The 24,397-nt window shown below is 47.0% G+C and carries 19 protein-coding genes; 15 read left to right on the forward strand and 4 right to left on the reverse strand.

The window, feature by feature from the left end:
• Positions 1-2: 2 nt before the first annotated feature.
• Together trpS and QUA47_RS00195 are read right to left on the reverse strand one after the other, a co-directional pair.
• Positions 3-1,013 (reverse strand): tryptophan--tRNA ligase, encoded by a 1,011-nt coding sequence (gene trpS / locus QUA47_RS00190; RefSeq protein WP_333429244.1) that lies wholly within the window; start codon positions 1,011-1,013, stop codon positions 3-5.
• Positions 1,014-1,250: 237 nt separating this feature from the next.
• Positions 1,251-2,492, reverse strand: a complete 1,242-nt coding sequence (locus QUA47_RS00195; protein ID WP_333429245.1) for an HlyD family efflux transporter periplasmic adaptor subunit — start codon at positions 2,490-2,492, stop codon at positions 1,251-1,253.
• Between the two features lie 216 nt (positions 2,493-2,708).
• On the opposite strand from QUA47_RS00195, the gene QUA47_RS00200 reads away from it, so the two are divergent.
• From QUA47_RS00200 to QUA47_RS00210, 3 genes are all read left to right on the forward strand, one after another.
• Positions 2,709-2,936, forward strand: a complete 228-nt coding sequence (locus QUA47_RS00200) for a secretion protein HlyD (RefSeq protein WP_333429246.1) — start codon at positions 2,709-2,711, stop codon at positions 2,934-2,936.
• A 169-nt stretch (positions 2,937-3,105) separates the two neighbouring features.
• Positions 3,106-3,279 (forward strand): hypothetical protein, encoded by a 174-nt coding sequence (locus QUA47_RS00205; RefSeq protein WP_006634698.1) that lies wholly within the window; start codon positions 3,106-3,108, stop codon positions 3,277-3,279.
• 133 nt (positions 3,280-3,412) lie between these two features.
• On the forward strand, positions 3,413-5,623 hold the full coding sequence (locus QUA47_RS00210) for a peptidase domain-containing ABC transporter (protein WP_333429247.1): 2,211 nt from the start codon (positions 3,413-3,415) through the stop codon (positions 5,621-5,623).
• Between the two features lie 294 nt (positions 5,624-5,917).
• Here the strand turns inward: QUA47_RS00210 and QUA47_RS00215 are convergent, their stop codons facing one another.
• On the reverse strand, positions 5,918-6,310 hold the full coding sequence (locus QUA47_RS00215) for a Fur family transcriptional regulator (protein ID WP_190737581.1): 393 nt from the start codon (positions 6,308-6,310) through the stop codon (positions 5,918-5,920).
• Between the two features lie 143 nt (positions 6,311-6,453).
• Here QUA47_RS00215 and purS point away from each other — a divergent pair, with 143 nt between their 5' ends.
• The 5 genes from purS to QUA47_RS00240 all read left to right on the forward strand — a co-directional run bounded on the left by purS (position 6,454) and on the right by QUA47_RS00240 (position 12,465).
• The gene (gene purS / locus QUA47_RS00220; RefSeq protein ID WP_190655998.1) at positions 6,454-6,738 is read left to right on the forward strand and encodes a phosphoribosylformylglycinamidine synthase subunit PurS; all 285 of its coding nucleotides are present in this window, start codon (positions 6,454-6,456) and stop codon (positions 6,736-6,738) included.
• Positions 6,739-7,047: 309 nt separating this feature from the next.
• The gene (purQ, locus tag QUA47_RS00225; protein ID WP_333067849.1) at positions 7,048-7,749 is read left to right on the forward strand and encodes a phosphoribosylformylglycinamidine synthase subunit PurQ; all 702 of its coding nucleotides are present in this window, start codon (positions 7,048-7,050) and stop codon (positions 7,747-7,749) included.
• A 220-nt stretch (positions 7,750-7,969) separates the two neighbouring features.
• Positions 7,970-10,015 carry an ATP-binding protein gene (locus QUA47_RS00230; protein WP_333429248.1) on the forward strand — a complete coding sequence of 682 codons (2,046 nt, stop codon included), beginning with the start codon at positions 7,970-7,972 and terminating at the stop codon, positions 10,013-10,015.
• Positions 10,008-11,948: a hypothetical protein gene (locus QUA47_RS00235; protein WP_333429249.1), complete on the forward strand. Its 1,941-nt coding sequence runs from the start codon at positions 10,008-10,010 to the stop codon at positions 11,946-11,948. The genes QUA47_RS00230 and QUA47_RS00235 overlap by 8 nt, the downstream gene beginning before the upstream one ends.
• A 304-nt stretch (positions 11,949-12,252) precedes the next feature.
• Entirely contained in the window at positions 12,253-12,465 is a 213-nt protein-coding gene (locus QUA47_RS00240) for a hypothetical protein (protein WP_333429250.1), read from the forward strand.
• Positions 12,466-12,585: 120 nt separating this feature from the next.
• Here QUA47_RS00240 and QUA47_RS00245 read toward each other — a convergent pair whose 3' ends face one another.
• On the reverse strand, positions 12,586-15,147 hold the full coding sequence (locus tag QUA47_RS00245) for a PhoD-like phosphatase (protein WP_445302469.1): 2,562 nt from the start codon (positions 15,145-15,147) through the stop codon (positions 12,586-12,588).
• Between the two features lie 145 nt (positions 15,148-15,292).
• On the opposite strand from QUA47_RS00245, the gene QUA47_RS00250 reads away from it, so the two are divergent.
• The 7 genes from QUA47_RS00250 to QUA47_RS00280 all read left to right on the forward strand — a co-directional run bounded on the left by QUA47_RS00250 (position 15,293) and on the right by QUA47_RS00280 (position 24,278).
• Entirely contained in the window at positions 15,293-17,455 is a 2,163-nt protein-coding gene (locus QUA47_RS00250) for a CBS domain-containing protein (RefSeq protein WP_333429252.1), read from the forward strand.
• Positions 17,456-18,391: 936 nt separating this feature from the next.
• Entirely contained in the window at positions 18,392-19,258 is an 867-nt protein-coding gene (gene bchL, locus QUA47_RS00255) for a ferredoxin:protochlorophyllide reductase (ATP-dependent) iron-sulfur ATP-binding protein (RefSeq protein WP_006634709.1), read from the forward strand.
• 34 nt (positions 19,259-19,292) lie between these two features.
• Positions 19,293-20,837, forward strand: a complete 1,545-nt coding sequence (locus QUA47_RS00260; RefSeq protein WP_333284283.1) for a DUF5331 domain-containing protein — start codon at positions 19,293-19,295, stop codon at positions 20,835-20,837.
• A gap of 475 nt (positions 20,838-21,312) precedes the next feature.
• A complete protein-coding gene (locus QUA47_RS00265) occupies positions 21,313-22,722 on the forward strand; it encodes a ferredoxin:protochlorophyllide reductase (ATP-dependent) subunit N (RefSeq protein ID WP_199297522.1) in 1,410 nt (469 codons plus the stop codon).
• Positions 22,723-22,833: 111 nt separating this feature from the next.
• Positions 22,834-23,538 (forward strand): AbiU2 domain-containing protein, encoded by a 705-nt coding sequence (locus QUA47_RS00270; RefSeq protein WP_333429253.1) that lies wholly within the window; start codon positions 22,834-22,836, stop codon positions 23,536-23,538.
• 133 nt (positions 23,539-23,671) lie between these two features.
• On the forward strand, positions 23,672-23,941 hold the full coding sequence (locus QUA47_RS00275) for a type II toxin-antitoxin system HicA family toxin (RefSeq protein WP_333429254.1): 270 nt from the start codon (positions 23,672-23,674) through the stop codon (positions 23,939-23,941).
• On the forward strand, positions 23,925-24,278 hold the full coding sequence (locus QUA47_RS00280; RefSeq protein ID WP_332955242.1) for a type II toxin-antitoxin system HicB family antitoxin: 354 nt from the start codon (positions 23,925-23,927) through the stop codon (positions 24,276-24,278). Before QUA47_RS00275 ends, QUA47_RS00280 begins: the two co-directional genes overlap by 17 nt.
• Positions 24,279-24,397 lie beyond the last annotated feature (119 nt).

Consider the following 24,397-nt stretch of genomic DNA (forward strand, 5'->3'; position numbering starts at 1 on the left):
AACTAAACAGGTAAAGAATAACCGAAAGCTTTCTTAACCTTATTTAGAGTTTGATTAGCAATAGCTTCTGCTTGTTCTCTTCCGCGACGTAGTACAGACTCTAAATATCCCGGATCGTCCATTATTTCCTTGTATTTATCCTGAATTGGTTTGAGGGCATTAATTGTCGTCTCTGTCAGCAAGGATTTAAAATCTCCCCAACCCATGTTTTCACACTCTGTTGCTACTTCTTCCTTAGATTTGCCGGAAAGCAGGAGATAAAGTGTCAACAAATTTCTAGCTTCGGGGCGATCGGGGTCGTCAAAAGTCAAACCCCGCACGGCATCTGTTTTACAGCGCTTGATTTTTTTGGCGATCGTATCTGGGGAATCCAATAAATTAATTCGACTTTGTTCGGAAGGGTCAGATTTCGACATTTTGCGCGTGCCATCTGTCAAACTCATTACCCTCGCACCGTCGGTCCGAATTAACGGTTCGGGAAGTTTCAATACTGGCTTTTCGGGTGTGCCGAATTGGTGATTTAATCTGATAACAATATCGCGGGTGAGTTCCAAATGCTGTTTTTGGTCTTCTCCCACTGGCACTTTGTCGGCATCGTAAAGCAAGATGTCTGCGGCCATTAACACGGGATAATTTAGCAAGCCTGCGTTGACATTTTCGCCTTGTTTAACTGCTTTTTCTTTAAACTGAATCATATCTTCGAGCCAGTTAATCGGCGTAATGCAGTTGAGAAACCATGCTAGCTCTGTGTGCGCCGAGACGTGAGATTGCACGAAAATAGTACAATATTCCAAATCGATGCCGCAAGCTAAATAAAGAGCGGCGAGCGTGTAAGTGTCAGAGGCTAGGGTTGCTGGATTGTGCGGTGCAGTAATTGCGTGCAAATCAGCTACGCAAAGGTAGTTTTCGTACTCACTTTGACCTTCTACCCAGTTGCGAATGGCACCGAGATAATTGCCGAGGTGCAGATTGCCGGTTGGCTGAACTCCAGAAAGAACGCGCTGTTTGGCCATGAGGAAATAATAGAATTGAACTCACATTTCTATATTGACACGTTATTTTGATTTAAGATACTCTTGGTTGAAATTCACATCTTGCACCATTGTCAGCAACGGCGTCGAAGCCCGTTCCACTTTTAAGACATCTGTAGAGACATGACCTTGCCGTCTCCTTACCTTTTTAAATATCTGTAGGGAGACGGCAAGGCCGTGTCCTTAGCTGTAGCATTTAAGAAATGGGCTTGAAAGCAATTACCAATCTGTCAGCAACCTTGCTTTGCGTAGAACAAATGTCAGAACCGTTTCTTCGCCGGTAATAATATCTGCTCTGCCTTCCATTCCCGATTGAATCGAATACTGGCGGGGGACATTAGCCTGGGAGTTTCCGGAGAATTGACCGTTGGCGGATTTGAGTTTTGTTAAATAAGTTTGTTCGGGCTTAATTGCCACTTCGTAATAAGCTGTACCTAAATTATTAGTGGGATTTTGAGTGGCGATCGCATCTGGGGCGATTTCGCTGACGGTTCCTTTTAATGTGCCGTAATCGGGGAAAGGTAAAGCCGAAATCCTGATCTGTACGGGTTGGCCGATTTGGATGCGGGCGATGTCTTGGGATGTTACCTTGGCTTTCACTACCAGGGGTACGTCGCTGGGGACAATTTTGGCGATCGGGCTGCCGGCTTGTACGGTTTGACCAGTATTTCGTACTTCCAATCTGAGAATTGTACCATCAGCGGGGGCGCGGATCACGCTATTTTCGAGTTTTAAGTCAATTTGATTTAGTTGTTTTTTAGCTTGAATTAATTGTTGTTGAAGGGACGATCGCTTAACGAGCAAAACCCGCCGACTTCGGCCCAGTCTCTCGGCGACATCTGGCAGCGATGTGGCGAATTTTACTAAAGCGGATTCGATTAATTCCTGTTGGGCGGAACTTTCTCTTTGGATGCTTTTAAATTGGGCGCTGGCCAAAATTTGATTTTCTAAGTCGCGCAGTTGCTGGTTGATTTGCTGTGCTGCTGTTTGAGACTGATTAATTATTTCTTGTAACTGCTGTTGTTGAGCGCCCAAACGCGAAGCGTCTACAACTGCGATCGCATCTCCTTCTTTTACTGTCTGATTCTCGCTGACAGCAATGCTTTCGACGGTTCCTTCGGTTGCGGCTTGCACGACGCGCACTTCTCCGGCGGGACGGACGATCGCATCTGCTTTGACTGTAGCGCTGTATTTGGTGACGCTAGCGAGGGCGATCGCCCCGCCAAACGTCGCCACCATCAAAATGCCCCCCAAAGTCGTCCAGCGGCTGACAGGGGGCAAAAACTGGTCGTTATCAAAGGTTTCAGCGGGTGTGGCTTCGGGAGTGAGAGACATGGCGGCAAGGGGGAGAGGGGAACAGTTTGGAGTTTTGAGTTTTGAGTTTTGAGTTAGGGGGGAGGGAGAGATCGATCGGTGATTTGTTTTGTCACCTTTACGATCGGCTTTCCGGAAACCAAGCATAGGTTTAGAAGTCTAAATCAAAATTCACAGGGTAAAGGTAAAAATCCGCACAGCTTTGGTGTTCCCACCCACAAACTTCGCCAAATATCAAGAGGAGTGAAGCCAACGGGCTACAGTCAGGAAAATATGGGATTTTTGCAATGACTTTTGGCGCTGTTACCGGGTTTTTCCTGTATGCGTAGGTAGTAAGTACATAGGTATTAATAGGAGTTCTTTATGTCAGAAAATCAACAAAATTCACTCTTCATCGAAGTAACCGATGGAGAATCTGCTACTGTCAACGGTGGCAGCATTACCAGCGGTGTGGGCGGTGCTAAAAGCAACAGCGAGACGGATAACACCAGCAGCTATCGCCTGAATATGCTGTTTTTCCTGCCGCCGGCTAGCCAGTTTTATCAATACAATCCGAAGGACTATCGCACTTTCAAAACCATAGTGGTTTAGATAGCTGAGTCAAGTTGTGCGATCAAGTAAATTTTGAATATTTCTCCGTAATATTCCGGAGGTCGCACAGCACTACCAGAAGTATTAGTCAGTATTTACACGAGGTTCTAGAAATTAGATAAGATTTCTAGCTTCCCTTCACTTTTCTCAACTTAAACGGAGTCAAATCATGGAAGAAACAAACGACAATTCACTGTTTACTGAACTTACATCTGAAGAATCAGCTAGCGTCAACGGCGGTCACTATTATTCTAATCGATACAACTGTTACCGTCCTACCCGTCACGTCGTGTACCGCCGGGATTTCGACGGCTCCTTAAGAGTAGTGTACCGCTACTGGTAAATTTTAGTGCTGTCACTTCAGCTCGATTAATGTTGATTAATAAGCACCCATAAACTTATGGGTGCTTTGTTCTGATTGGCTACTGGGTGAGGGGTAATGTTCATTAGGCTCTACTCATTATTCATTTTGCCAAATGTTAAAAAACATTCCATTTATCCGAGAAATGCCTTTCTTCGGACAAGTAAACAGGCTGATGAAATATCAGGTTGTTCTCCAGCAGAGCGAAGAAGATTGCGGTGCAGCTTGTCTGGCTTCGATCGCCAAATTTTACGGACAGAATTTTACAATTAGCCGTTTGCGAGAATTTGTCGGCACCGGTCAACAAGGGACGAGTTTACTCGGTTTGAAACAAGGCGCTGAGGCGATCGGCTTTAATGCTCGATCCGTGCGAGCCGCGGCTGCTATTTTAGACCAAATTGAGGAAGCGCCTTTACCGGCAATTATTCACTGGAGCGGTTATCACTGGGTTGTTTTGTACGGAAAGCAGGGCGACAAATATGCGATCGGCGATCCGGCTGTCGGTATGCGCTATGTTTCTAAAGCAGAATTAGCAGCAGCTTGGACAGATTGGCTGTGCTTGCTAGTAGAACCCGATGCTGAGCGGTTTTTTGCAGCAGCAGACGGTCAACCGCCCGCTAATTCCTTACAAAAATGGATGCGCCGGATTGGGATTTACCGCCCGATTTTAATAGAAGCATTTTTGCTGAATGCAGTGTTGGGTTTGCTGTCAATTTCTTCGCCTTTTCTAGTTCAAATGCTCACCGACGACATCCTGGTGCGGGGCGACAGACAACTCCTGGCGAGTGTGGCGATCGCAGTTATCGTTATGAACCTTTTTAGCAGCAGTTTAGGATTGGTACAGTCCAACTTAATTGCTCAGTTTTCCCAGCGTTTAGAATTGGGATTGGTGATGGAATTCGCGCGCAAATTCCTGCGATTGCCTTTGAGTTTTTACGAAACTAGACGCAGCGGCGAAATTGTCAGTAGATTACAAGATATCCAAGAAATAAATAAATTAGTTTCTCAAGTCGCTATCAGCTTGCCAAGTCAATTTTTTATAGCTGTAGTGTCTTTTATTTTTATGTTATTTTACAGCAAGGAACTGACGTTTGCAGCTACAGCTATAGCTCTGTTAATGACTGCCTCTACAGTGGTATTTCTGCCCGTATTGCAGCAAAAAACGCGCAGTTTATTGGTGTTGGAAGCAGAAACTCAAGGCGTTTTAGTAGAAACTTTTAAAGGCGCACTGACGGTCAAGACTACTAGCAGCGGTCAGCAACTTTGGGAAGAATTTCAAACCCGCTTCGGTCGCTTAGCCAATATCACTTTTCGCACTACACAAATTGGCATTCTTAACAATATATTTTCTGGTTTTGTTGCCTCTGCTGGGAGCATTACTCTGCTGTGGCTTGGTAGCGGTTTGGTGATTGACAAGGTATTGAGTATAGGTCAGTTGCTAGCGTTTATTAGCATGAATCAAAACGTTACTACTTGGGTGAATTCGCTAGTAGGATTTACTGATGAGATGACTCGCGTGCAGACAGCTACTCAACGGCTGTCGGAAGTCATTGATGCTGAAGCGGAAACTAGAGACGATACGAATAAACCTTTCGTAACAATTCAGAACCGCGACGGTATTGTTTGCAAGAGTGTTAATTTTCACTACCCCGGCCGACTTGACTTGCTGGAAAATTTTTCTGTCACATTTCCCGGCGGTCAAGCAATTGCTTTAATCGGCTATTCCGGCTGCGGAAAAAGTACGCTAGCCAAAGTAATTTCTGGTCTGTACCCGCTGCAATCTGGTAATATTAGAATTGGCGGTTACAACTTACAGGATTTGTCTCTCGACAGTCTCAGACAGCAGGTAGTTTTGGTTCCTCAAGAAGCACATTTTTGGAGCAGATCGATTCTAGAAAATTTTCGTTTGGGCAATCCAGATATCAGCTTTGAACAGATTGTTAAAGTCTGCAAAATTGCGGGGGCGGATGAATTTATCAGCCAATTGCCGGATAAATATCAAACTGTTTTAGGAGAGTTTGGAGCGAATATTTCTGGCGGACAAAGACAAAGATTGGCGATCGCCCGCGCCATTCTCAACAACCCGCCCGTATTGATTTTAGACGAATCTACCGCAGGGCTTGACCCTGCAAGCGAAGCGGAAGTTTTAGAACAATTGTTGATGTACCGGCACGGGAAAACCACGATTTTTATCAGTCACAGACCGCGAGTGATCGATCGCGCCGATTGGATTATCATGTTAGAACGCGGCCGATTGAAACTGCAAGGCTCGGCTGCAAAATTGCGATCGATTCCAGGAGACCATTTAGAGTTTTTGCATCCTTGAGCGAGTTAATAAAACAACAGGTTTAAATCTGTCGCTACACAAACAACACCGGGATCATCTCACTTTTGCACCCTACCCCAACCCTCCCCGAACCCGCGGGGAGAAAGTAAGAAATTCACAAATGATCCGAGGATTGCTATATCGTTGGCGGTTTCATGGGAATAATAAAATTGAGTCAACACTTAACACTCAACCATTCAGTGTTTCGACCAGATTCAACAGTCAACAGTTAACAGTCAACAATCATTTCGCTCGTGCAACGGGAATTGAGATCGCTGATGACTAATAACTTCTCTAAGATTCTTGAGCTAAAGTACATCGATCGCACAATCCGAAAAACTCCAAAGTGTGATAATAAATCTTGAAAGAATGAGATTGTTGTAGTTGGCTTTCTAAGTGGTGGACGGGGCATTCGTCGATCGTAATGGAGGTGCCACATTCCAGACAAGTTAAGTGATGTTGGTCTTGGTGGGCGGCACCGTAGAGAGACTCGCCACTAGCAAGCGTTCTGACGTGAACGAACCCCTCTCGCTTTAAACCGTCGAGGGAACGGTAAACGGTTGCTAAGCCCATGCTTTGGTCGCTGTTACGCAGTTCTAAGTAGATATCTTGCGCTGAGAGCGATCGGTTTAGGACTTTGAGCAAGTTTAAAATACGCTCCTGACTGCGGGTGCGGTTGGTTCTCATAATTTTTTTGTGTAATCTGCTAGAGTCAAATCTGTCCCTGTTTCTAGGCTATCTTACTTGGGCTAACCGAATGGCGATCGGCGTGCAGCTCGGTTGTAGAATACAATGGGGCTAACTTTCACATCACCTACCGCAACATTCCCGTGACTCAGAAATATCTTGCCCAAATCTATGTTACCCTCCGCCCTTCTGTTTTAGATCCCGCCGGCACTGCCGTACAGTCTGGTTTGCAACACATGGGATACGACAATGTTGAGCGTGTGCGAATCGGGAAGTACGTTGAATTGACGCTGACTGCTGCTGGTGAGTCGGAGGCGCGCGAACAACTCGATCGCGTTTGCGACCAACTTTTGGCTAATCCAGTGATTGAAAATTATCGCTTTGATTTGACTGAAATTCCTGTTGCCGTGGAGACAGCGACGGCATAAATGCGATCGTCGCTAGGATGTTTTTAAACTCGGAGATCCCCCCTAACCCCCCTTAATAAGGGGGGGACAAGAGTGTTCACAGTCTCTATTCAAAAAGCGAGGACAAGAGTGTTCAAAGTCTTTGTTAAAAACACGAAAACTCCGAACACTCAAAGTCCCCCTTCTTAAGGGGGATTTAGGGGGATCGAGACTTTGATACAAGCGAGAAAAACCTAAGATTTCAGTCTTAAGTTGACACCTCTTCCTTCTTCCTTCTTCCTTCTTCCCTCTTCCTTCTTCCCTCTTCCTTCTTCCTTCTTCCTTCAGCTTATGAAATTTGGAGTTATTGTTTTTCCGGGTTCAAATTGCGATCGCGATGTGGTATGGGTGACTCAAGGGTTACTCCACCAACCGACGCGGATGATTTGGCACGAAGATACCGATATTTCGGATATTGATATCATTGTAATTCCCGGTGGTTTCAGTTACGGAGATTATTTGCGGTGCGGCGCGATCGCCCGTTTTTCTCCAGCGATGCGGGCTACTGCAGAACACGCGAAAAAAGGCAAACTTGTATTAGGCATCTGCAACGGTTTTCAGGTGTTGACTGAAGCTGGTTTGTTGCCCGGTGCTCTGGTGCGGAATGCGGGATTGAATTTTATTTGCGATCGCGCTTCTTTGAAAGTCGAGCGCGGTAATACTCGTTGGACTGCCGCTTATACTACGGGTGAAATCATCGATTTGCCGATCGCTCACGGGGAAGGCAACTATTATGCCGATGCCGATACTTTAGCAGAACTAGAAGAGCACAAGCAAGTCCTGTTTCGCTACTGTACTCCGGCGGGCAAAATTAGCGATGCTGGCAACCCCAACGGTTCGTTAAATAATATTGCCGGTATTTGCAATCGCCAAGGCAATGTATTAGGAATGATGCCGCATCCTGAACGGGCATCCGATCCGATGCTGGGCGAAACTGATGGGGTGAAATTGTTTCAAGGGTTGTTGATGGCAAGTGTTGCTGCTGTTTTGTAGTTAATATTTGTCTCTGATTTGATGAACAGGCAAGATGCCTGTTCCACACTAGATTAAATTGATTGTGGGGTGGGCATCTTGCCCGCCCAAAATCAACAGGCAAGATGCCTGTTCCACACTAGATTAAATTGATTGTGGGGTGGGCATCTTGCCCGCCCAAAGAAATACAATTTAGATGCGGGACAGCTTACCAACTTTTGAAAAGAAGAATATTTATTTTATGCCACTAATGGACTTAGCTAATTTTAAAACTAGGGTAATTGGATGCAGTGCGGTGATGGCTATTGGACAAGTTATTTCAAATGCGATCGCCAATCCGGCAACTCAAGCAGCAGCGGGTATTATCGGCGGCCCGATCGCACTTGGGGGAGTTTCTATCTTAGCGGCGATTGCTGGTAGTCTCGCTGAGACTATGGCCGCTGATGAACTAGCAAATCGGATGACGGAACGGTTGGGAAAAAATCCGAGGATTCTCGATAATCACGATTTGATTAAGGCGGCGGGTGAGGCGATCGGCTATATTTTGAGAGAGGTTGCGAAGTCCGATCGACTAATTGCGATCGCCGAAACCAAAAAATTGCCTTATCCAGAAACAGCACTCTGTCAATTAGCAGAGAAAACTCCTGAATACTGGCTGGATATTAACACGAATACAGCCGATTTGTCAAGGAGTTTAAATATTTCCGAAGACCAGTTAACCAAGATTTTTTCTGCCGATGCCGAGGAGTTCGATCGAGTTACCGGATTGACAACGGCAGATTGGGCAACTTTCGTTAACGAATTCGCCGCCAGCGAGGGGAAATCCTTCGATGCGGAAATTGTGGAATTTGTGGCGGGCAAACTGTACGCAACTTTCCCGAAAGCGTACCGCGAAGTGCTGAAACTGGATGCAGCGAAGGGAGGAGAAAAGTTTGCGGCGATGCTGTTGAATCTGCACCAAATTGCTTTGGCAGAACTCAAAGATTTAGGGCTGCAAAATGGGGAAATTCTGCAAAAGTTGGAGGCCGTGGCAACTGGGCAGCAGATTTGTCAAGTGATGGTGAAATTGGAGGCGATCGAAATTGGTATCCGCGACGATTTGGCGCAACTTAAAACATCACTGGAACGATTTATCGATACTTCCGCGCCCAGATTGCCGCCTCCCTACGAGTGCGAAACGATTATTGCAGACCGGACTCAAGACTTTACCGGCCGCCAATTTGTGTTTGCAGCAATTGCCGAATTCTTGCAGAACAATCCCAAAGGCTATTTTGTTTTAGAAGCAGATCCGGGCGTCGGGAAAACTTCAATTATGGCGAAGTTAGTGCTACTGCTGAAGCGGCGCTGTGTTGTCCATTTTAACTCGCAATCTCAAGGCATTGTCCGCACCGAACAATTTCTGGAAAATGCCTGCACTCAGTTAATTCGAGGCTATCAACTAAATTATCCGCAACTGCCGGAAAATTCCACCAGAGATGGCAACTTTCTGAGTCGATTGTTGGGGGAAGTCAGCGCTAAAATGGGCAGCAAAAAGTTGATTGTGGTGGTGGATGCCCTGGATGAAGTGGATTCGAGTTTGCAGGGGCGCGGCAGCAATGTCCTGTATTTGCCAGATGCTTTGCCCGATAATGTTTATTTTATTGTCTCGAAGCGACCGGAATCTCTGCCTTTGCCAAATCATCAGGTTTTTGATTTGATGCAGTACAGTGCAGAAAGTCGGGCGGATGTCAAGGTTTATATTGACAAACGCACCAGCAACAGCGCGTCAATTCAGAGTTGGATTAACCGTCAAAATTTGCAGCGCGAACAGTTTGTGGCGGCGGTGGCGGAAAAAAGCCAGAATAATTTTATGTACCTGCGCTATGTGCTGAATGATATCGATAGCGGCAAGTACAGCGATGTGACTTTGAAAGATTTGCCGAGGGAGTTAGAAGGATATTATGAGAAGCATTGGGCGCGCATGGAAATGGCGGTTAAAGATAAAGAATTGCGCCGCCGGAAGTTGAAGGTGATTTATTTGTTGACCAAAACTCGCAAGCCGGTTTCCTGCGATATTTTGGCGGATTTTGCTGAGGAAGATGCTTTAGATTTGCAGGAAGTTCTGGATGATTGGGAACAGTTTCTGCGCCGTAGCAGCGACACCCCGCCGGATTACAGTATCTATCACGCGAGTTTCCAAAGATTTCTGCATCGTAAGGATGTAGTGCAGAAAGCTGGGGTTTCGCTGCGGGATATTGAAACGGCGATTTCTGATAATTTGTGGGAGAATTTGTACGGCGATGAGTAAGTTTAAAGAACGGTTGGGGAAACTGTCGCCGAAAAAGCGGCTTTATGCTTTGGAAACTCTGCCGGGGCATTTGGCGGAGAGTGTTCAAGGGGAACGGTTGCATCAGTTGTTGACGGATTTTGATTTTATTGAGGCGAAGTTGGATGCGATCGGGGTTCAAGGGTTAATTGAGGATTACGATTTGGTGGGGGTTTCTGATGTTTGGCTGTCGGAGGGGCAAACGGAAAGTTTGAAGTTGATTCAGGGGGCAATTCGCAAGTCGGCGCACGTTTTGGATGGGGATAAAACGCAACTGGCTGGGCATTTGTTGGGGAGGTTGTTGGATTTTGAAGCGCCTGAGATTCAGGGGATGTTGGAACAAGCAAAGCAGTGGAAAGATTGTCCTTGGTTGCGGCCTTTGAAGGCTAATTTAGAGCGATCGGGTGAAGGATGTCTGCGAACTCTCATCGGTCATAATTCGGAGGTAAATGCAGTAGCGATCGCACCCGACGGCAAAATCGCGATTTCCGCTTCATTTGATAACACCCTGAAAATCTGGGACACAGAAAGCGGCACCGAACTCATAACCCTGACCGGTCATACTAGCTCGGTAACGGCAGTAGCGATCGCACCCGACGGCAAAACAGCGATTTCGGCTTCAGAGGATGAAACCCTGAAAATCTGGGACACCGAAACAGGCACCGAACTGAGAACCCTTACCGGTCATACTAGCGAGGTAAATGCAGTGGCGATCGCACCGGACGGCAAAACAGCAGTTTCCGCTTCAAGGGATGACATCCTGAAAATCTGGGACACCGAGACAGGCACCGAACTGAGAACCCTTACCGGTCATACTAGCGAGGTAAATGCAGTGGCGATCGCACCGGACGGAAAAACAGCAGTTTCCGCTTCAAGGGATGACATCCTGAAAATCTGGGACACGGAAACAGGCATCGAACTGAGAACCCTCATCGGTCATACTGGAGATGTAACAGCAGTGGCGAGCGCACCCGACGGTAAAACCGCGATTTCCGCTTCATGGGATAAAACCCTGAAAATCTGGGACACCGAGACAGGCACCGAACTTAGAATCCTTACCGGTCATACTAGCGAGGTAAATGCAGTGGCGATCGCACCGGACGGCAAAACCGCAATTTCCGCCGCTCGCACCCTGAAAATCTGGGACACCGAGACAGGCACCGAACTGAGAACCCTTATCGGTCATACTAACTGGGTAAATGCAGTGGCGATCGCACCGGACGGCAAAACCGCGATTTCCGCTTCATGGGATAAAACCCTGAAAATCTGGGACACCGAGACAGGCACCGAACTGAGAACCCTTACCGGTCATACTGACTCGGTAAATGCAGTGGCGATCGCACCGGACGGCAAAACCGCGATTTCCGCCGCTCACACCCTGAAAATCTGGGACACCGAGACAGGCACCGAATTGAGAACCCTTACCCATTATACTAACTACGTATATGCAGTGGCGATCGCACCGGACGGCAAAACCGCGATTTCCGTTTCATCGAATAAAACCCTGACAATCTGGGACACCGAGACAGGCACCGAACTGAGAACCCTTACCGGTCATACTAACTGGGTAAATGCAGTGGCGATCGCACCCGACGGCAAAACCGCGATTTCCGCCGCTCACACCCTGAAAATCTGGGACACCGAGACAGGCACCGAACTGAGAACTCTTACCGGTCATACTGACTCGGTATATGCAGTGGCGATCGCCCCTAACGGCAAAATAGCAGTTTCCGCTTCACACGATCGCACCCTAAAAGTGTGGGATTTGCTTAGTGGCAAAGAGGTTGCTAGTTTCAGCGGAGATTATGAGTTTAATTGCTGTGCGATCGCCCCTGATGGAGTGACAGTTGTAGTGGGCGATCGATCGGGCCGGGTGCATTTCCTGCGATTGGAGGGAGTTAGCGGCGATCGATAATCGGATTTTTGGGTCGATTCGGGCGATCTAATTTGAAATCCTCGGCGGTTGAAATCCCGGCGGTTGGAAACCGCGTCTACACAAACGATGTCCGCCTACGCGGACCAAGAGGGTATTTGGAGATTGAAAATCATCGGGTGAAATCTTCAACCCGCTAAGGCGGGTTTTGTCTGTGTAGACGCGGTTTCAACCGCCGGGTTTTTTGGGTTTCAACCGCCGGATTTTTGTTGATCGGGCGATCGGGTTTTTTGTTGATCGGGCGATCGGGTTTTTGTGTTGATTGGGGCGATCGGGTTTTTTGTGGATGGGCGATCGAATTTTTGTTGATGGGCGATCGAATTTGAGAGAAATGTGCGATCGAATTCTATCTGTTAGTCCGTTAGTTTGTCCGCGCAGGGAAAGCCAGTTAGTTCGTCCGCGAGTCCGCCAGGGGTTGAAACCCCTGTCTCAAAGCGAAAGTCCTCTCAAGAGGACTGAAGAGTTAGTTAATGTACATCGGTTTAAGGCGAATCTTTAGTCGGTTTCAACCGACTTTAGCTATGAGACGGGGGTTTCAACCCCCGGCGGACACAGCCACCAACTCATCACAATATTGTACCAATATCCAAATCCCCGACTTCTTCAAGAAATCGGTAATCTAATCATCCTCATCCAATCCCAGCGGCACAAAATATTGACTGTAAACCACACTATCCGGCTCCCAAAGCGGCCGCCAATAAACATTTTGCATCACCGCCTTCTCCCCATCACCATCAGCAGGCCACTGAAAACTGACGATCGCAATATTGCTATATCCCACAATCTCATCACCCTCTTGCAGCCAGCGATTGCGCCACAACAGCGATATAAAATTCCACAACCTACGCAGCAGTGACAATTGTTTATTTTTATGCGATCTACTTGACGGAGTTCCCTTTTCTAGCTTCAAAAATACCCGAGCTCTTTGCCGTTTCATCCAGTCAATCCGATAGCCCCAATCAGGCATAGATTGTCTATTTCTGAGACCAGCCGCCACAGCCTTCTTTCTGGTCATCCTCGAAATATTCATTAATTCCAGCGGCTCATTCCATCCCAAACATTGGTGCGATCGCTCAGGAAGCAACGACTTAATCTTAGTATGAATTAAATGCGTTGTCCACTCCTCATTGATAAAAGCACTAGCAGTCAACTGCGCCAGCACAGAATATTGACAACTTGACTTATAATTCGCCCCCCTCAAAGGCTCAATATTCGGTCGAGAATCGCCAAAATGACAATCATACCAATAACTCAGCCGCACAGCAGCAGCATAGTGAATATCCCCCGTCAACACAATCACCCGATCGCGCTGTTTAAAAAATTCCACCAACAGCTTCACAAAAGCCAACTCATGAAAATTCCAAGCATCCCCCGCATCACTACTAAAAACCTTCCCCTGTGCCAAATCCCACTTTTGCACCGCATCAATAAGCCACAAACCCACCAAATTTGTCGGCACAACCACCAGCGTCGCCTCAATCTCAAACTCCTCAGTTTTATTCAGCAAATCCGTCTCCTTCAAAGGTTTCTGAATTTGCTCCTCAAAACCTTTGTGAGTCAAAAGCATCGGCGGAGCCATCGGGCTTTCCACCGGATACCCCCGCGAACTCCGCGTATCCAGCACAATCACTTCGTGCTTAAAACTTCTTACAATAAAATGCCAATTCAAAACCTCATTTACACCCTGGTCATCCCGATCCAAAATAAAAACATCTTCATCTAATTTCAACTTCGGTAAATGTGTTTTCGGATCGAGCCTTGGAATTCCTAAATACGAAGCCGCATCCTCCCAAGCAGAAACATCAGTTCCCGCCGAAGCCGACCATTTTTCCGCAGCCTTTAATAATTTATCTCCCGGTTTTTCGCGATCGAACTGTGCGGGCGTATTTCCCCAAGCCTGAAACACAGCGTAAGCCACCAAAGCATTCTGCACCACCCGTCGTCCCAGCGGCTTCCCCAGCACCCGGTAACACCACTCTCGATTCAAATACAAATCGTCGCTAACATCATGGTCATCGCAAATCATATAAGTAGGAATATTCGCTAGCGCCCTCCTCACCCTCCACAAATTGCGAGCAAAACCGTCAAGTTCAACAACTTCCTTATCCCAGACTTTTGCCGGCTTAGAATTTGGACAAATATCCTTACCCTTCGGAAAACGCGCGCACCAAAGTATCGGCGACCAAACTAACAAATACATCGCGCAATATTCCCCCAAACTGAACAAATGACTTTTAGCCTTGTCCGGTTTATTCACCAACATCCCCGTAAAGCCGCCAAAATCTCTGGCAATATCGCTGCGAGTCCCCGGCTGTAACTCAATTGGTTTTTTGTAGTGATACTCATCAGCCTCAGAGAGTTTCTGAATAGGGGACTCTTTAAAAATTTCCCTCTCTTCGCCAACTGCATTTTCGTTTTGCGAATTTTTAGGTATACTGATACACAAATTCTTTTTAATTTGGGCATCATCCATCAGGGGTAGACTCTCTTCCCAGCCCAACAGTGTATCGCCAGCATCAGTCAAAGCCCACAGCATCGCATCCGCAACGTCGTCGCCGTAAATTTGGTCGCCGGTTAAAAACAGTTGGTGGGGCCTGCTATTTGCCGTACCTGCAAACTGTTCGATCGAATTATCCAAGATTGGCAGCGCATCTCTGCCGTCTCCGTGGGGCTTGCGACAAGAACCGTGAACGATACGCAAATAGTTTAAATCGTTCGGTGGCAGGGCAAAAGTCGGCAACTGGTGAGCGAAATAACTAATCGTGTCCCGTCCCAAAGCCGACAAATCCGGGGCGGCAGGCCACAGGCAAGAAATGAGATTTTCTTTCTCATTTTCTGCGACTGCCACCCCCGACGGCGACTCGCTACTCCCAGCAAACTTGATGTCATAAGCATAAATTTGCCCGGATGTCAAGACATTGCGGTCGATCGGTTTAGCAGTCACCGCCACTACGTGCAGGTATTTGCCGAGCTGCACAGTAGAGTTCGCACCTTGGAGCAAGGGTCGATCGACAATTTCGCCGGTTCCGCCCTCTGTCGAATAAACCTTGAGTTCGACTCGGCGGGGTGCTTTCAGAGCCAGCCAAACTGTCACGGCCCGACTTTCAGTCCGGCGCAAAATCGGGCCCGCAAGGATAAGCGGCAAGTGATGAATTCGATGACTTAAGGGAGTCCACGACATAGAATTTAAAAAATAAAAATTAAATAAGGGTGTTCTAGCAATCAGATTTTAGGCGAGCCAGCATCTGTGACCGGGTTAATTAATGCTAAGTCTGCCAACCCCCGTCTGCAACTTTGTAACAACTCATTAAGTAAAATTAATAATCATGCTACAAGAAGAAAAATTACAGCATTTCGTCAATTCAGCCCCGCAGTTGCCCGTAATTAAATCATCAGAACCCGCCGGACGGCCCAACAGCCAACCGCTCTACTCCTCACCTTTAGATCGGGCGATCGACCGCCACCCCCTCACCGTCGCTCCAGAAACCCCGATCGCCCAGGTGTTGGCTCTCATGAACCCGATGCGCGTCTCCTGTCAGCTTTGTGGGGAAAAACAACACGCTGTTGCTAGCGCAGCCAAGCGCAGTTGCGTCATAGTCGTGGAAGATAATCGACCGATCGGCATTTTTACAGAACGCGATATCGTCAAGCTAACTACCGTCGCAGCTTGTACAGTCGGACTGACAATTGCTGATGTAATGACTCGATCGCCCATTACCCTCAAACAATCCGAGTCTCAAGATATTTTCACAGCTATGTTCATGTTGCGCCAGCACCAGATCCGGCATTTGCCCGTAGTGGACGAGGACTCGCGACTTCTCGGCATCATCACCCGCGAAGCGATTCACGAAGCCCTGCAACCGATTAACTTGCTAACCAATTTGCGCTGTGCAGCAGATGTCATGACTAAAGAAGTCATTTCTGCCCCAACAACTGCCTCAGCCCTCGATTTAGCCCAGCTCATGGTCAAGCATCGAGTTAGTTGCGTCGTCATTGTCCAAGAGCAAATTCAGCATCCCGAGCTGGCGATCGCCCCAACACCAAATTATCAAATTCCGATCGGCATTGTCACCGAGCGCGACATCGTGCAGTTTCACGCCCTCGAATTAAACCTCTCGGAAATCCCGGCAGCAAGAGTCATGAGTGCGCCTTTATTTTGCGTATCTCCCGCCGATTCCCTCTGGAGCGTCCACCAGTCCATGCAGCGGCACTGCGTCCGCCGTTTGGTAGTAGTTGGCAGCCAGGGAGAACTTTTGGGCGTTGTCTCTCAGACAAGTTTGCCACAAGTTTTTAACCAATCTGAAATGTACGGGACGATCGAGCTTTTGCAGCAAGCAGTGGACGATCGAGCCACCCAATTGCAGAAAGCCAACGAACTTTTGCAGCAAGAAATTTTAGAGCGGCAGCGGGCTCAAGAAGCCCTGCGCCAAGCTCACGACGACTTAAAAAAACAAGTTGAAGAACGCACCGCTCAACTTTTAGAATCCAATGAATTGTTGAGACGGGATATTATCAAGCGCCAGCGAGTCGAAGAAGTGCTGCGGCGAAAGCAAACTTGCTTGAAAAATCAAGCGCAGCAATTAGAGCAAACTGTCCGAAAGTTGCAGCAAACTCAAACTCAATTAGTGCAAACCGAAAAAATGTCTTCTTTGGGACAAATGATTGCCGGTATCGCTCACGAAATTAACAATCCTGTTAATTTTATCTACGGCAACCTTTCCCACGCCAGCCACTACATCAAAGAATTGCTCCAACTTTTGGGACTTTACCAGCAGCACTATCCCGAACCAGTCTCGGAAATTCGGGAAGCAGCAGCAGAGATGGAAATCGATTTTTTGGTAGAAGACTTATCTAAGCTAGTGTCTTCTATGCAAGTAGGAACCGAGCGCATCCGCCAAATAGTTGTGTCGATGCGTAATTTTTCGCGATCGGATCAATCTAACATCAAGCTCGTTGACATTCACGAGGGACTCGAAACCACTTTGTTGATTTTGCAGCACCGACTCAAAGCCCACGGCGGACATCCAGCTATCCAGATTATTAAAGAATATGGCAATTTGCCCCACATCGAGTGCTGTGCCGGTCAGATCAATCAGGTGTTCATGAATATTATCGGCAATGCTATTGATGCTTTGGATGAAGAAATCCAGAAAGGGGAATGGGCGACGAGAAATGCGAAAAATTCAGCCCTGTCAAATCCTAGTTCTCCATTGACTGTTCCCACTATTACAATTCGCACTGAAGTTGTTGGTGGCGATTTTGTGGCGATCCGCATTTCCGACAACGGGCGGGGCATACCGGAGGAGATTCGCCGCCAATTATTTGACCCGTTTTTTACTACCAAACCAGTCGGCAAGGGCACTGGGTTGGGACTGTCGATTTCTTACCATTTAGTCGTCGAACAGCACGGGGGGCGGCTCGACTGCGTTTCGGAAGCTGGACGGGGCACTGAATTTGCGATCGAGATTCCGATTGTCAGTGGTCATTAGTCAGCAGTCATACGATTTTAGATTTTAGATTTTAGATTGAACAATTTAAGGATGGGAAATGACTCATGAAGCCCGGGGTTTGGATCGCGGGCCTACAGTTGCATTCTTTTTTTCAACTGGTATCAGTAGTCATGGGGAAGACATCATATTCTCCCACTCCCCCACTCTCCCCATCCACTCTACCTCTCCCCGACTCACTCCCCCACTCTCCGACTTTCCACCATTTCCTAAAAATTCACAATTTTTTACAAAACACCAGAAACCCAAGCAAAGTCAATCTTTCCCAATCTAAAATCTCAAATCTCAAATCTAAAATCCCATAACTTTGCCCTCCCCTGACCCAACTGATCCGAACTCACTTCGAGTTTGCCTCATCCACTAGCGCCTTTATGACCGTTCCAGTTACCCGCACAAGCCATCAACTGCCTGCATCCTAGCCCCAAAGCCAAAAGCCCAGATTGTTTTAGAAGTTAATTTTTGTTTTATTTTTGTACCTCTTTATATTAAGAAAGTATTCTAAAATCAATTTAAAAGCTAAAAAAAATATAAAAATAGATTTTTGTCTCAAAAAACCCGTTAAGATTCTCAGAGGTGCAAAATAAACCAATTTACTAGCATTTTCATTTACACGCCCCCTTTCTTTTCCTCGCAAGTTAGCTAATAATGCTTTCAACGAGGTGACTAAGGGCTGAGTCCAAAATTGGCGTAACCCAAAGACGGAGACAAGCCCCAAACAAAAGTCGTCGAGATCGAAAATTTTAGTTAGAGAGAAGCCCCAGATTCATCTGTGGAGTCCATTCTTTAATCTCAAATCTGAAATCTCAAATCGACAGACAGTAAGGGAATTGCAATTGGGCTATTGCAATTGGGCGATCGAAAAAAAGCAGGAAAACCCAGCCCTCATCGTTTTGATAGAAACCTATAGGAGAACAAAGAGTGAAACTCGCAGTTTACGGAAAAGGTGGAATTGGCAAATCGACAACAAGCTGCAACATCTCCGTTGCCCTAGCCAAGCGCGGCAAGAAAGTTTTGCAAATCGGTTGCGATCCAAAGCACGACAGCACATTTACGCTCACTGGCTTCTTGATCCCCACAATTATTGACACCCTTCAGCAAAAGGACTATCACTACGAAGACGTTTGGCCCGAAGATGTTATATACAAAGGCTACGGCGGCGTTGACTGCGTAGAAGCAGGTGGCCCTCCCGCAGGAGCTGGCTGCGGCGGCTATGTAGTCGGTGAAACCGTCAAACTCCTCAAAGAACTCAATGCCTTCGACGAATACGACATCATCCTGTTCGACGTGCTCGGTGACGTAGTGTGCGGCGGTTTTGCAGCCCCCTTGAACTACGCCGATTACTGCATGATTGTTACCGACAACGGGTTCGACGCTTTATTTGCAGCCAACCGCATCGCCGCCTCAGTCCGCGAAAAAGCCCGCACTCACCCGTTGCGGCTCGCCGGTTTAATTGGCAACCGCACCTCAAAGCGCGACTTGATCGACAAGTACATAGACTCTGTACCGATGCCAGTGCTGGAAGTGCTGCCCCTGATTGAAGACATCCGCGTTTCTCGCGTCAAAGGCAAAACATTGTTTGAGATGGCCGAAAGCGATCCTTCCCTCAACTACGTCTGCGATTACTACCTCAACATCGCTGACCAGATTTTGGCAATGCCCGAAGGAGTAGTGCCCAACGACACGCCCGATCGCGAATTATTCGCCTTACTTTCAGATTTTTATCTAAATCCAGTGCAACCGGTGGTCAAGAAGGAGGAAGATGAGCTAGACCTGATGATGGTTTAATAGGTCTAGCGATCAGGATGAGGATAAAGAGGTTATGGCTTTTTTTGATACTTTTTCAGTTGCTCTCAAACAGAAGTGGTTGGACTACTACCAGGTAAATCGGGCTTGGCTGCTCCTGCACATGACGGCTGACAACACGGTCGCCACACCCGACGGCGGGAAAAGGCCTGTTTCTTACCTCATCCTGGGAATTGCGGCTGCCCTGGAGCCGGAACTCCAGCAATTAATGCTGCCCTTCTCAAAACTCAAGCCGGATGCAGACAGCCTGATCGAAGTGTTGGGGCTAAATTTTGACCCGGACATAGCGCTGGGTATGCCCTCAAATATCGCGCCGCAGACGGCCGGCACATCTCCAACACCCGCAGCAGCTCAAACTGCAACTGCTGCACCCGCAGCAGCTCAAACTGCAACTGCTGTACCCGCAGCAGCTCAAACTGCAACTGCTGCACCCGCAGCGGCTCAAACTGCAACTGCTGCACCCGCAGCAGCTCAAACTGCAACTGCTGCACCCGCAGCAGCTCAAACTGCAACTGCTGCACCCGCTGATGCCAAATCTAATAAATTGGGCGGTGCGGCCTTAGCAGCAGCCGGAGTAGTCGCCGGAGTCGCCGGAGCCGCCGGTCTGGCTGCTGCTGCGTCAGCACTGAGCTCCGACGACGAATCCTTCGATGAGTTTGAGGAAGAAGCAGTCTCCGACTTCGACCTGGGCGATGACGAGGAAGACGCGGTATCTGACTTCGACCTAGGCGATGACGAGGAAGAAGCAGTCTCCGACTTCGACCTGGGCGATGACGAGGAAGAAGCAGTCTCCGACTTCGACATGGACGACGATGAGGAAGAAGCAGTCTCCGACTTCGACATGGACGATGATGAGGAAGAAGCCTCGGCTTTGGACGGTCTCGACCTCGGCGACGATGAGGAAGACGCGGTATCTGACTTCGATATGGGTGACGATGAGGAAGACGCCGTATCCGACTTCGACCTCGGCGACGACGAGGAAGATGCCGTATCTGACTTCGACCTAGGCGACGACGATGAGGAAGATGCCTCGGCTTTGGGCGGTCTTGACCTCGGCGATGACGAGGAAGAAGATGCCTCGGGTTTGGGCGGTCTCGACCTCGGCGATGACGAGGAAGAAGAAGCCTCGGCTTTGGACGGTTTCGACCTCGGCGATGACGAAGAAGAAGAAGCCTCGGGTTTGGGCGGTCTCGACCTCGGCGATGACGAGGAAGAAGAAGCCTCACAATTTGGGAGTTTGACCTCTGGAGATCTCGAAGCGGGGATTTCCGATCCGTTTGGGGAAGAAGATGCAGAGTTTGTGGCCGAAGAAATACCCGATCCTTTTGGGACAGCGACCTCAGATGACCTAGACATGGATCTGGGCGACTTGGACGATGACGGTATTGACGATTTCTCTGTATCTGATGACGATGACCTCGACGATCTCGGACTCGACGATCTGGGGGAAGCAACTACCGGAGATCCCGATGAAGATGATTTAGATGCTCTAGGTCTCGGTGATTTGGATTCCGACGATGAGGATGAAGAAATTTCTGGCTTTTTGTCGGATTTTAAGTGAGGTTGTTGCGATCGCCCGCATCTGTTCTAGTCTTGAAGTTTCCCGCTCTATTTGTGAGTTGTGAGTTGCGAGTTGTTAATTTTTAATTAGCTCCAACTCACAACTGCCAAAAGGATTTTTGCCTTAGCGAGTTGAAGAAAACTAAATCCCTGCTGTGAGGGATTATAAGCCCTCGCGCAGAATTTTTTAGCTCAAATTTTGGATGCTGCGGCTGGGGAAATATTGAGTTGGCTGCATCTATTTTTCAGAGGAATTAGCCCAAAAATAGGTATTTCTATTTATTGTTGACTGTGCGTCGCGATCCGGCAAAACAGGTGTTTTCTCGCCACTGCGCCTGTTCGCGATCGAGAGGAAAAACAACCTATTCCTCTCCTGGGCGAGATCGCCGAGACGATCGCAAAATCCAGGTGTTTCCTCGCTCCGCCGCAAGTCCTGTTCGAGACGAAAAACAATTTAAACGGAGAAGATTTGAGATATGACTGCTATTACTACTAATGAACCGGAAGCTTTAAACTTTGAATGCGAAACAGGCAATTATCACACATTTTGTCCGATTAGCTGCGTAGCTTGGCTTTATCAAAAAATTGAAGATAGCTTTTTCTTGGTCATAGGTACCAAGACTTGCGGCTATTTCTTGCAAAACGCAATGGGCGTGATGATTTTTGCTGAGCCTCGCTATGCGATGGCTGAGTTGGAAGAAGGGGATATTTCCGCTCAGTTAAACGACTATGATGAGTTGAAGCGGCTGTGCTTGCAAATTAAGCGCGATCGTAACCCGAGTGTAATTGTTTGGATCGGCACTTGCACCACCGAAATCATCAAAATGGATTTGGAAGGGTTAGCGCCGAAACTCGAAGCAGAAATTGGCATTCCCATCGTCACGGCTCGCGCTAACGGTTTGGATTACGCTTTTACTCAAGGGGAAGATACAGTTTTAGCAGCGATGGCTGCTAAATGTCCTGAGAAAGCGCCCGTGATGGAATCTCAGAAACAAGAACGCAATGCTATCTCTCAACTGCTGAATTTCGGTAAGAAAAAAGAGGAAGTTGCAGCAGATGAATCGGAATATGTCAAGCACACGCCGCTGGTACTTTTTGGTTCTTTGCCCGACCCGGTTGTTACTCAGCTAACTCTAGAATTGAAGAAGCAAGGAATCAAAGTTTCCGGTTGGCTTCCTTCCAAGCGCTACACTGAATTGCCAGTCTTGGAAGAAGGTTATTATGTATCGGGTATGAATCCGTTCTTGTCGCGTACTGCTTCTACGTTGATGCGCCGCCGCAAGTGTAAGCTAATTGGTGCGCCATTCCCCATCGGCCCTGACGGAACTCGCGCTTGGATTGAAAAAATTTGCTCAGTGTTGGGAATTGAACCAAAAGGTTTGGACGAAAGAGAAGCGCAAATTTGGGCTGGTTTGGAAGATTACCTGCAAATAATTCGCGGCAAATCTGTCTTCTTTATGGGCGACAATTTGCTAGAGATTTCTTTAGCACGTTTCTTGATTCGCTGCGGCATGACTTGCCCGGAAATCGGCATTCCTTACATGGACAAGCGCTATCAGGCGGCCGAGTTGGCGTTGTTAGAAAAAACTTGTCACGAGATGGGAGTTCCTACTCCTCGGATTGTGGAGAAACCAGACAATTACAATCAGCTTCAGCGGATTTACGAGCAGAATATTGACTTGGTGATTACTGGTATGGCTCACGCTAATCCTTTGGAAGCGCGAGGGATTAATACTAAGTGGTCTGTTGAGTTTACTTTTGCTCAGATTCACGGCTTTGGTAATGCGCGGGATATTTTGGAGTTGGTGACTCGTCCGTTGCGCCGGAATAATTCGCTGAAGGATTTGGGTTGGGGTAATTTGGTGAAGAATGAGGCTCAGGTTTAATCTCTAGCTCATCTACTTCCGGTTTTCACTGTTGTAAAAAGCGCTAATTATATAAGTGGGGTAGGTAATGCCTACCCTACTTTATAACTTAATCAATAAAAGGCTATCAAAATGACAGTTGAAAAAGAAAAATTTGGTGATATGGTTCGCTCTATTGATGATAGGCTATCGAAGGCTCAATACTATTTGTCGGTAGCTTATGATTTATTTTATGGTTTGGATAGTACGCCAGAAAAATACGCTAAAGCACGTCATTTCTGGACGATGACTAGCTTGGGATTTCGCCACCTGTTTGTATTATATTTGTGTCAAGTATATGACTCACATAACGATGCTGTAAGCGTTCCCAAACTTTTAAACATTGTTGAGAGTAATTATAACTCATGGAAAAAGACATCCCAGGAAATAGGTGAGTTAGACAGAAAACAATTAAAGAAAGACAAAATTAAATTCACAGATAAAAAAGCGGAGGACAAAGATTACGATCCGAATCTAGATGGATTCAAAAAAATACTTTTTAATCAGAGAGACAAAGCAATAGCTCACTATGACAAGGCAGAACTTGTTAAATATAAAAAAGCTTTAGATGTTAGGCAAAAAAACAGGAATATATTAAAAAATGAGGAAGATGAAAACTTGCCCTTATTGCCAATGCCTGAAGAGATGACTAGGCTTGAAAAAGATGGGTTGCAAAAACTGATCGATGAGGCGAGAGAAATATGTCATCGTTATATGTCTCTTTTAAATATTGAAATTCCTTCCCTAGAGATCCAAGAGGATTACAATAACTTATTAGATATAAGTACAACCCCCTAATGAAACAGGACTTACGCATTGTAACGGTAGTATCAGACCTTGAGATTCTTCGCTATCGCTCTGAATGACAAAAATCGTTATCACTCCGTAAATCATGGAAAGCTGTGATAGATAGTCGGAAAATTTGGTTAAGATGAGTAAGTTAGGAAAACTGATCGAACAATTTTTATCAAACCCGTCTGAAGTGCGGTTTGAGGATGTGTGCTATATACTAACTGCTTTTGGGTTTGAAGAAAAGCGATCGAAAGGAAGTCACCATTCTTTCCGAAATGCCGATGGATTAAAGATTACAGTCCCTAAAAAGGGCGGTCAGAAGGTAAAAGGAGTCTACGTCAGGCAAATTGTGGCATTATTGAAGTTAGAGGAATGGAGCGATGAATCAGAAGATGAAAGTCAAGCTTAAATCCCTAGATTATTACTTGAGCCTGAAATATCCTATCAATTTTTATCCCGAACCTGAAGGTTATACAGCTATAATAAAAGACCTTCCTGGCTGTATGTCTCAGGGTGAAACTTTGTCCGAAGCGATGGAGAATATTCAGGAAGCTAGGGAATTGTGGATAGAGACTGCTTATGAGTGCGGCGATGAGATTCCTTTACCTGCAACGGAAGTTGAGTATAGTGGAAGTCTATCTTTACAGATTCCTAAATCTCTACATTTGAGTTTAGCAGAAAAAGCGGAAAGGGAAGGAGTTAGTCTTGACCAGTACATTCTGCTTGTGTTAAGTAAAGCAGGCTAAAAGATAATCAAATAAGGATTATCAAGTTTGAGGCACGCTTCAAGGGCGATCGCTCTTTTATTTTTTTATGAACCGCTGATGCAGGCATATTAACGCAGATTAACGCGGATGAAGAGTGC

The sequence above is a fragment of the Microcoleus sp. MON2_D5 genome (genome assembly GCF_036701905.1).
In the GTDB taxonomy this organism is placed as follows: Bacteria; Cyanobacteriota; Cyanobacteriia; order Cyanobacteriales; family Microcoleaceae; genus Microcoleus.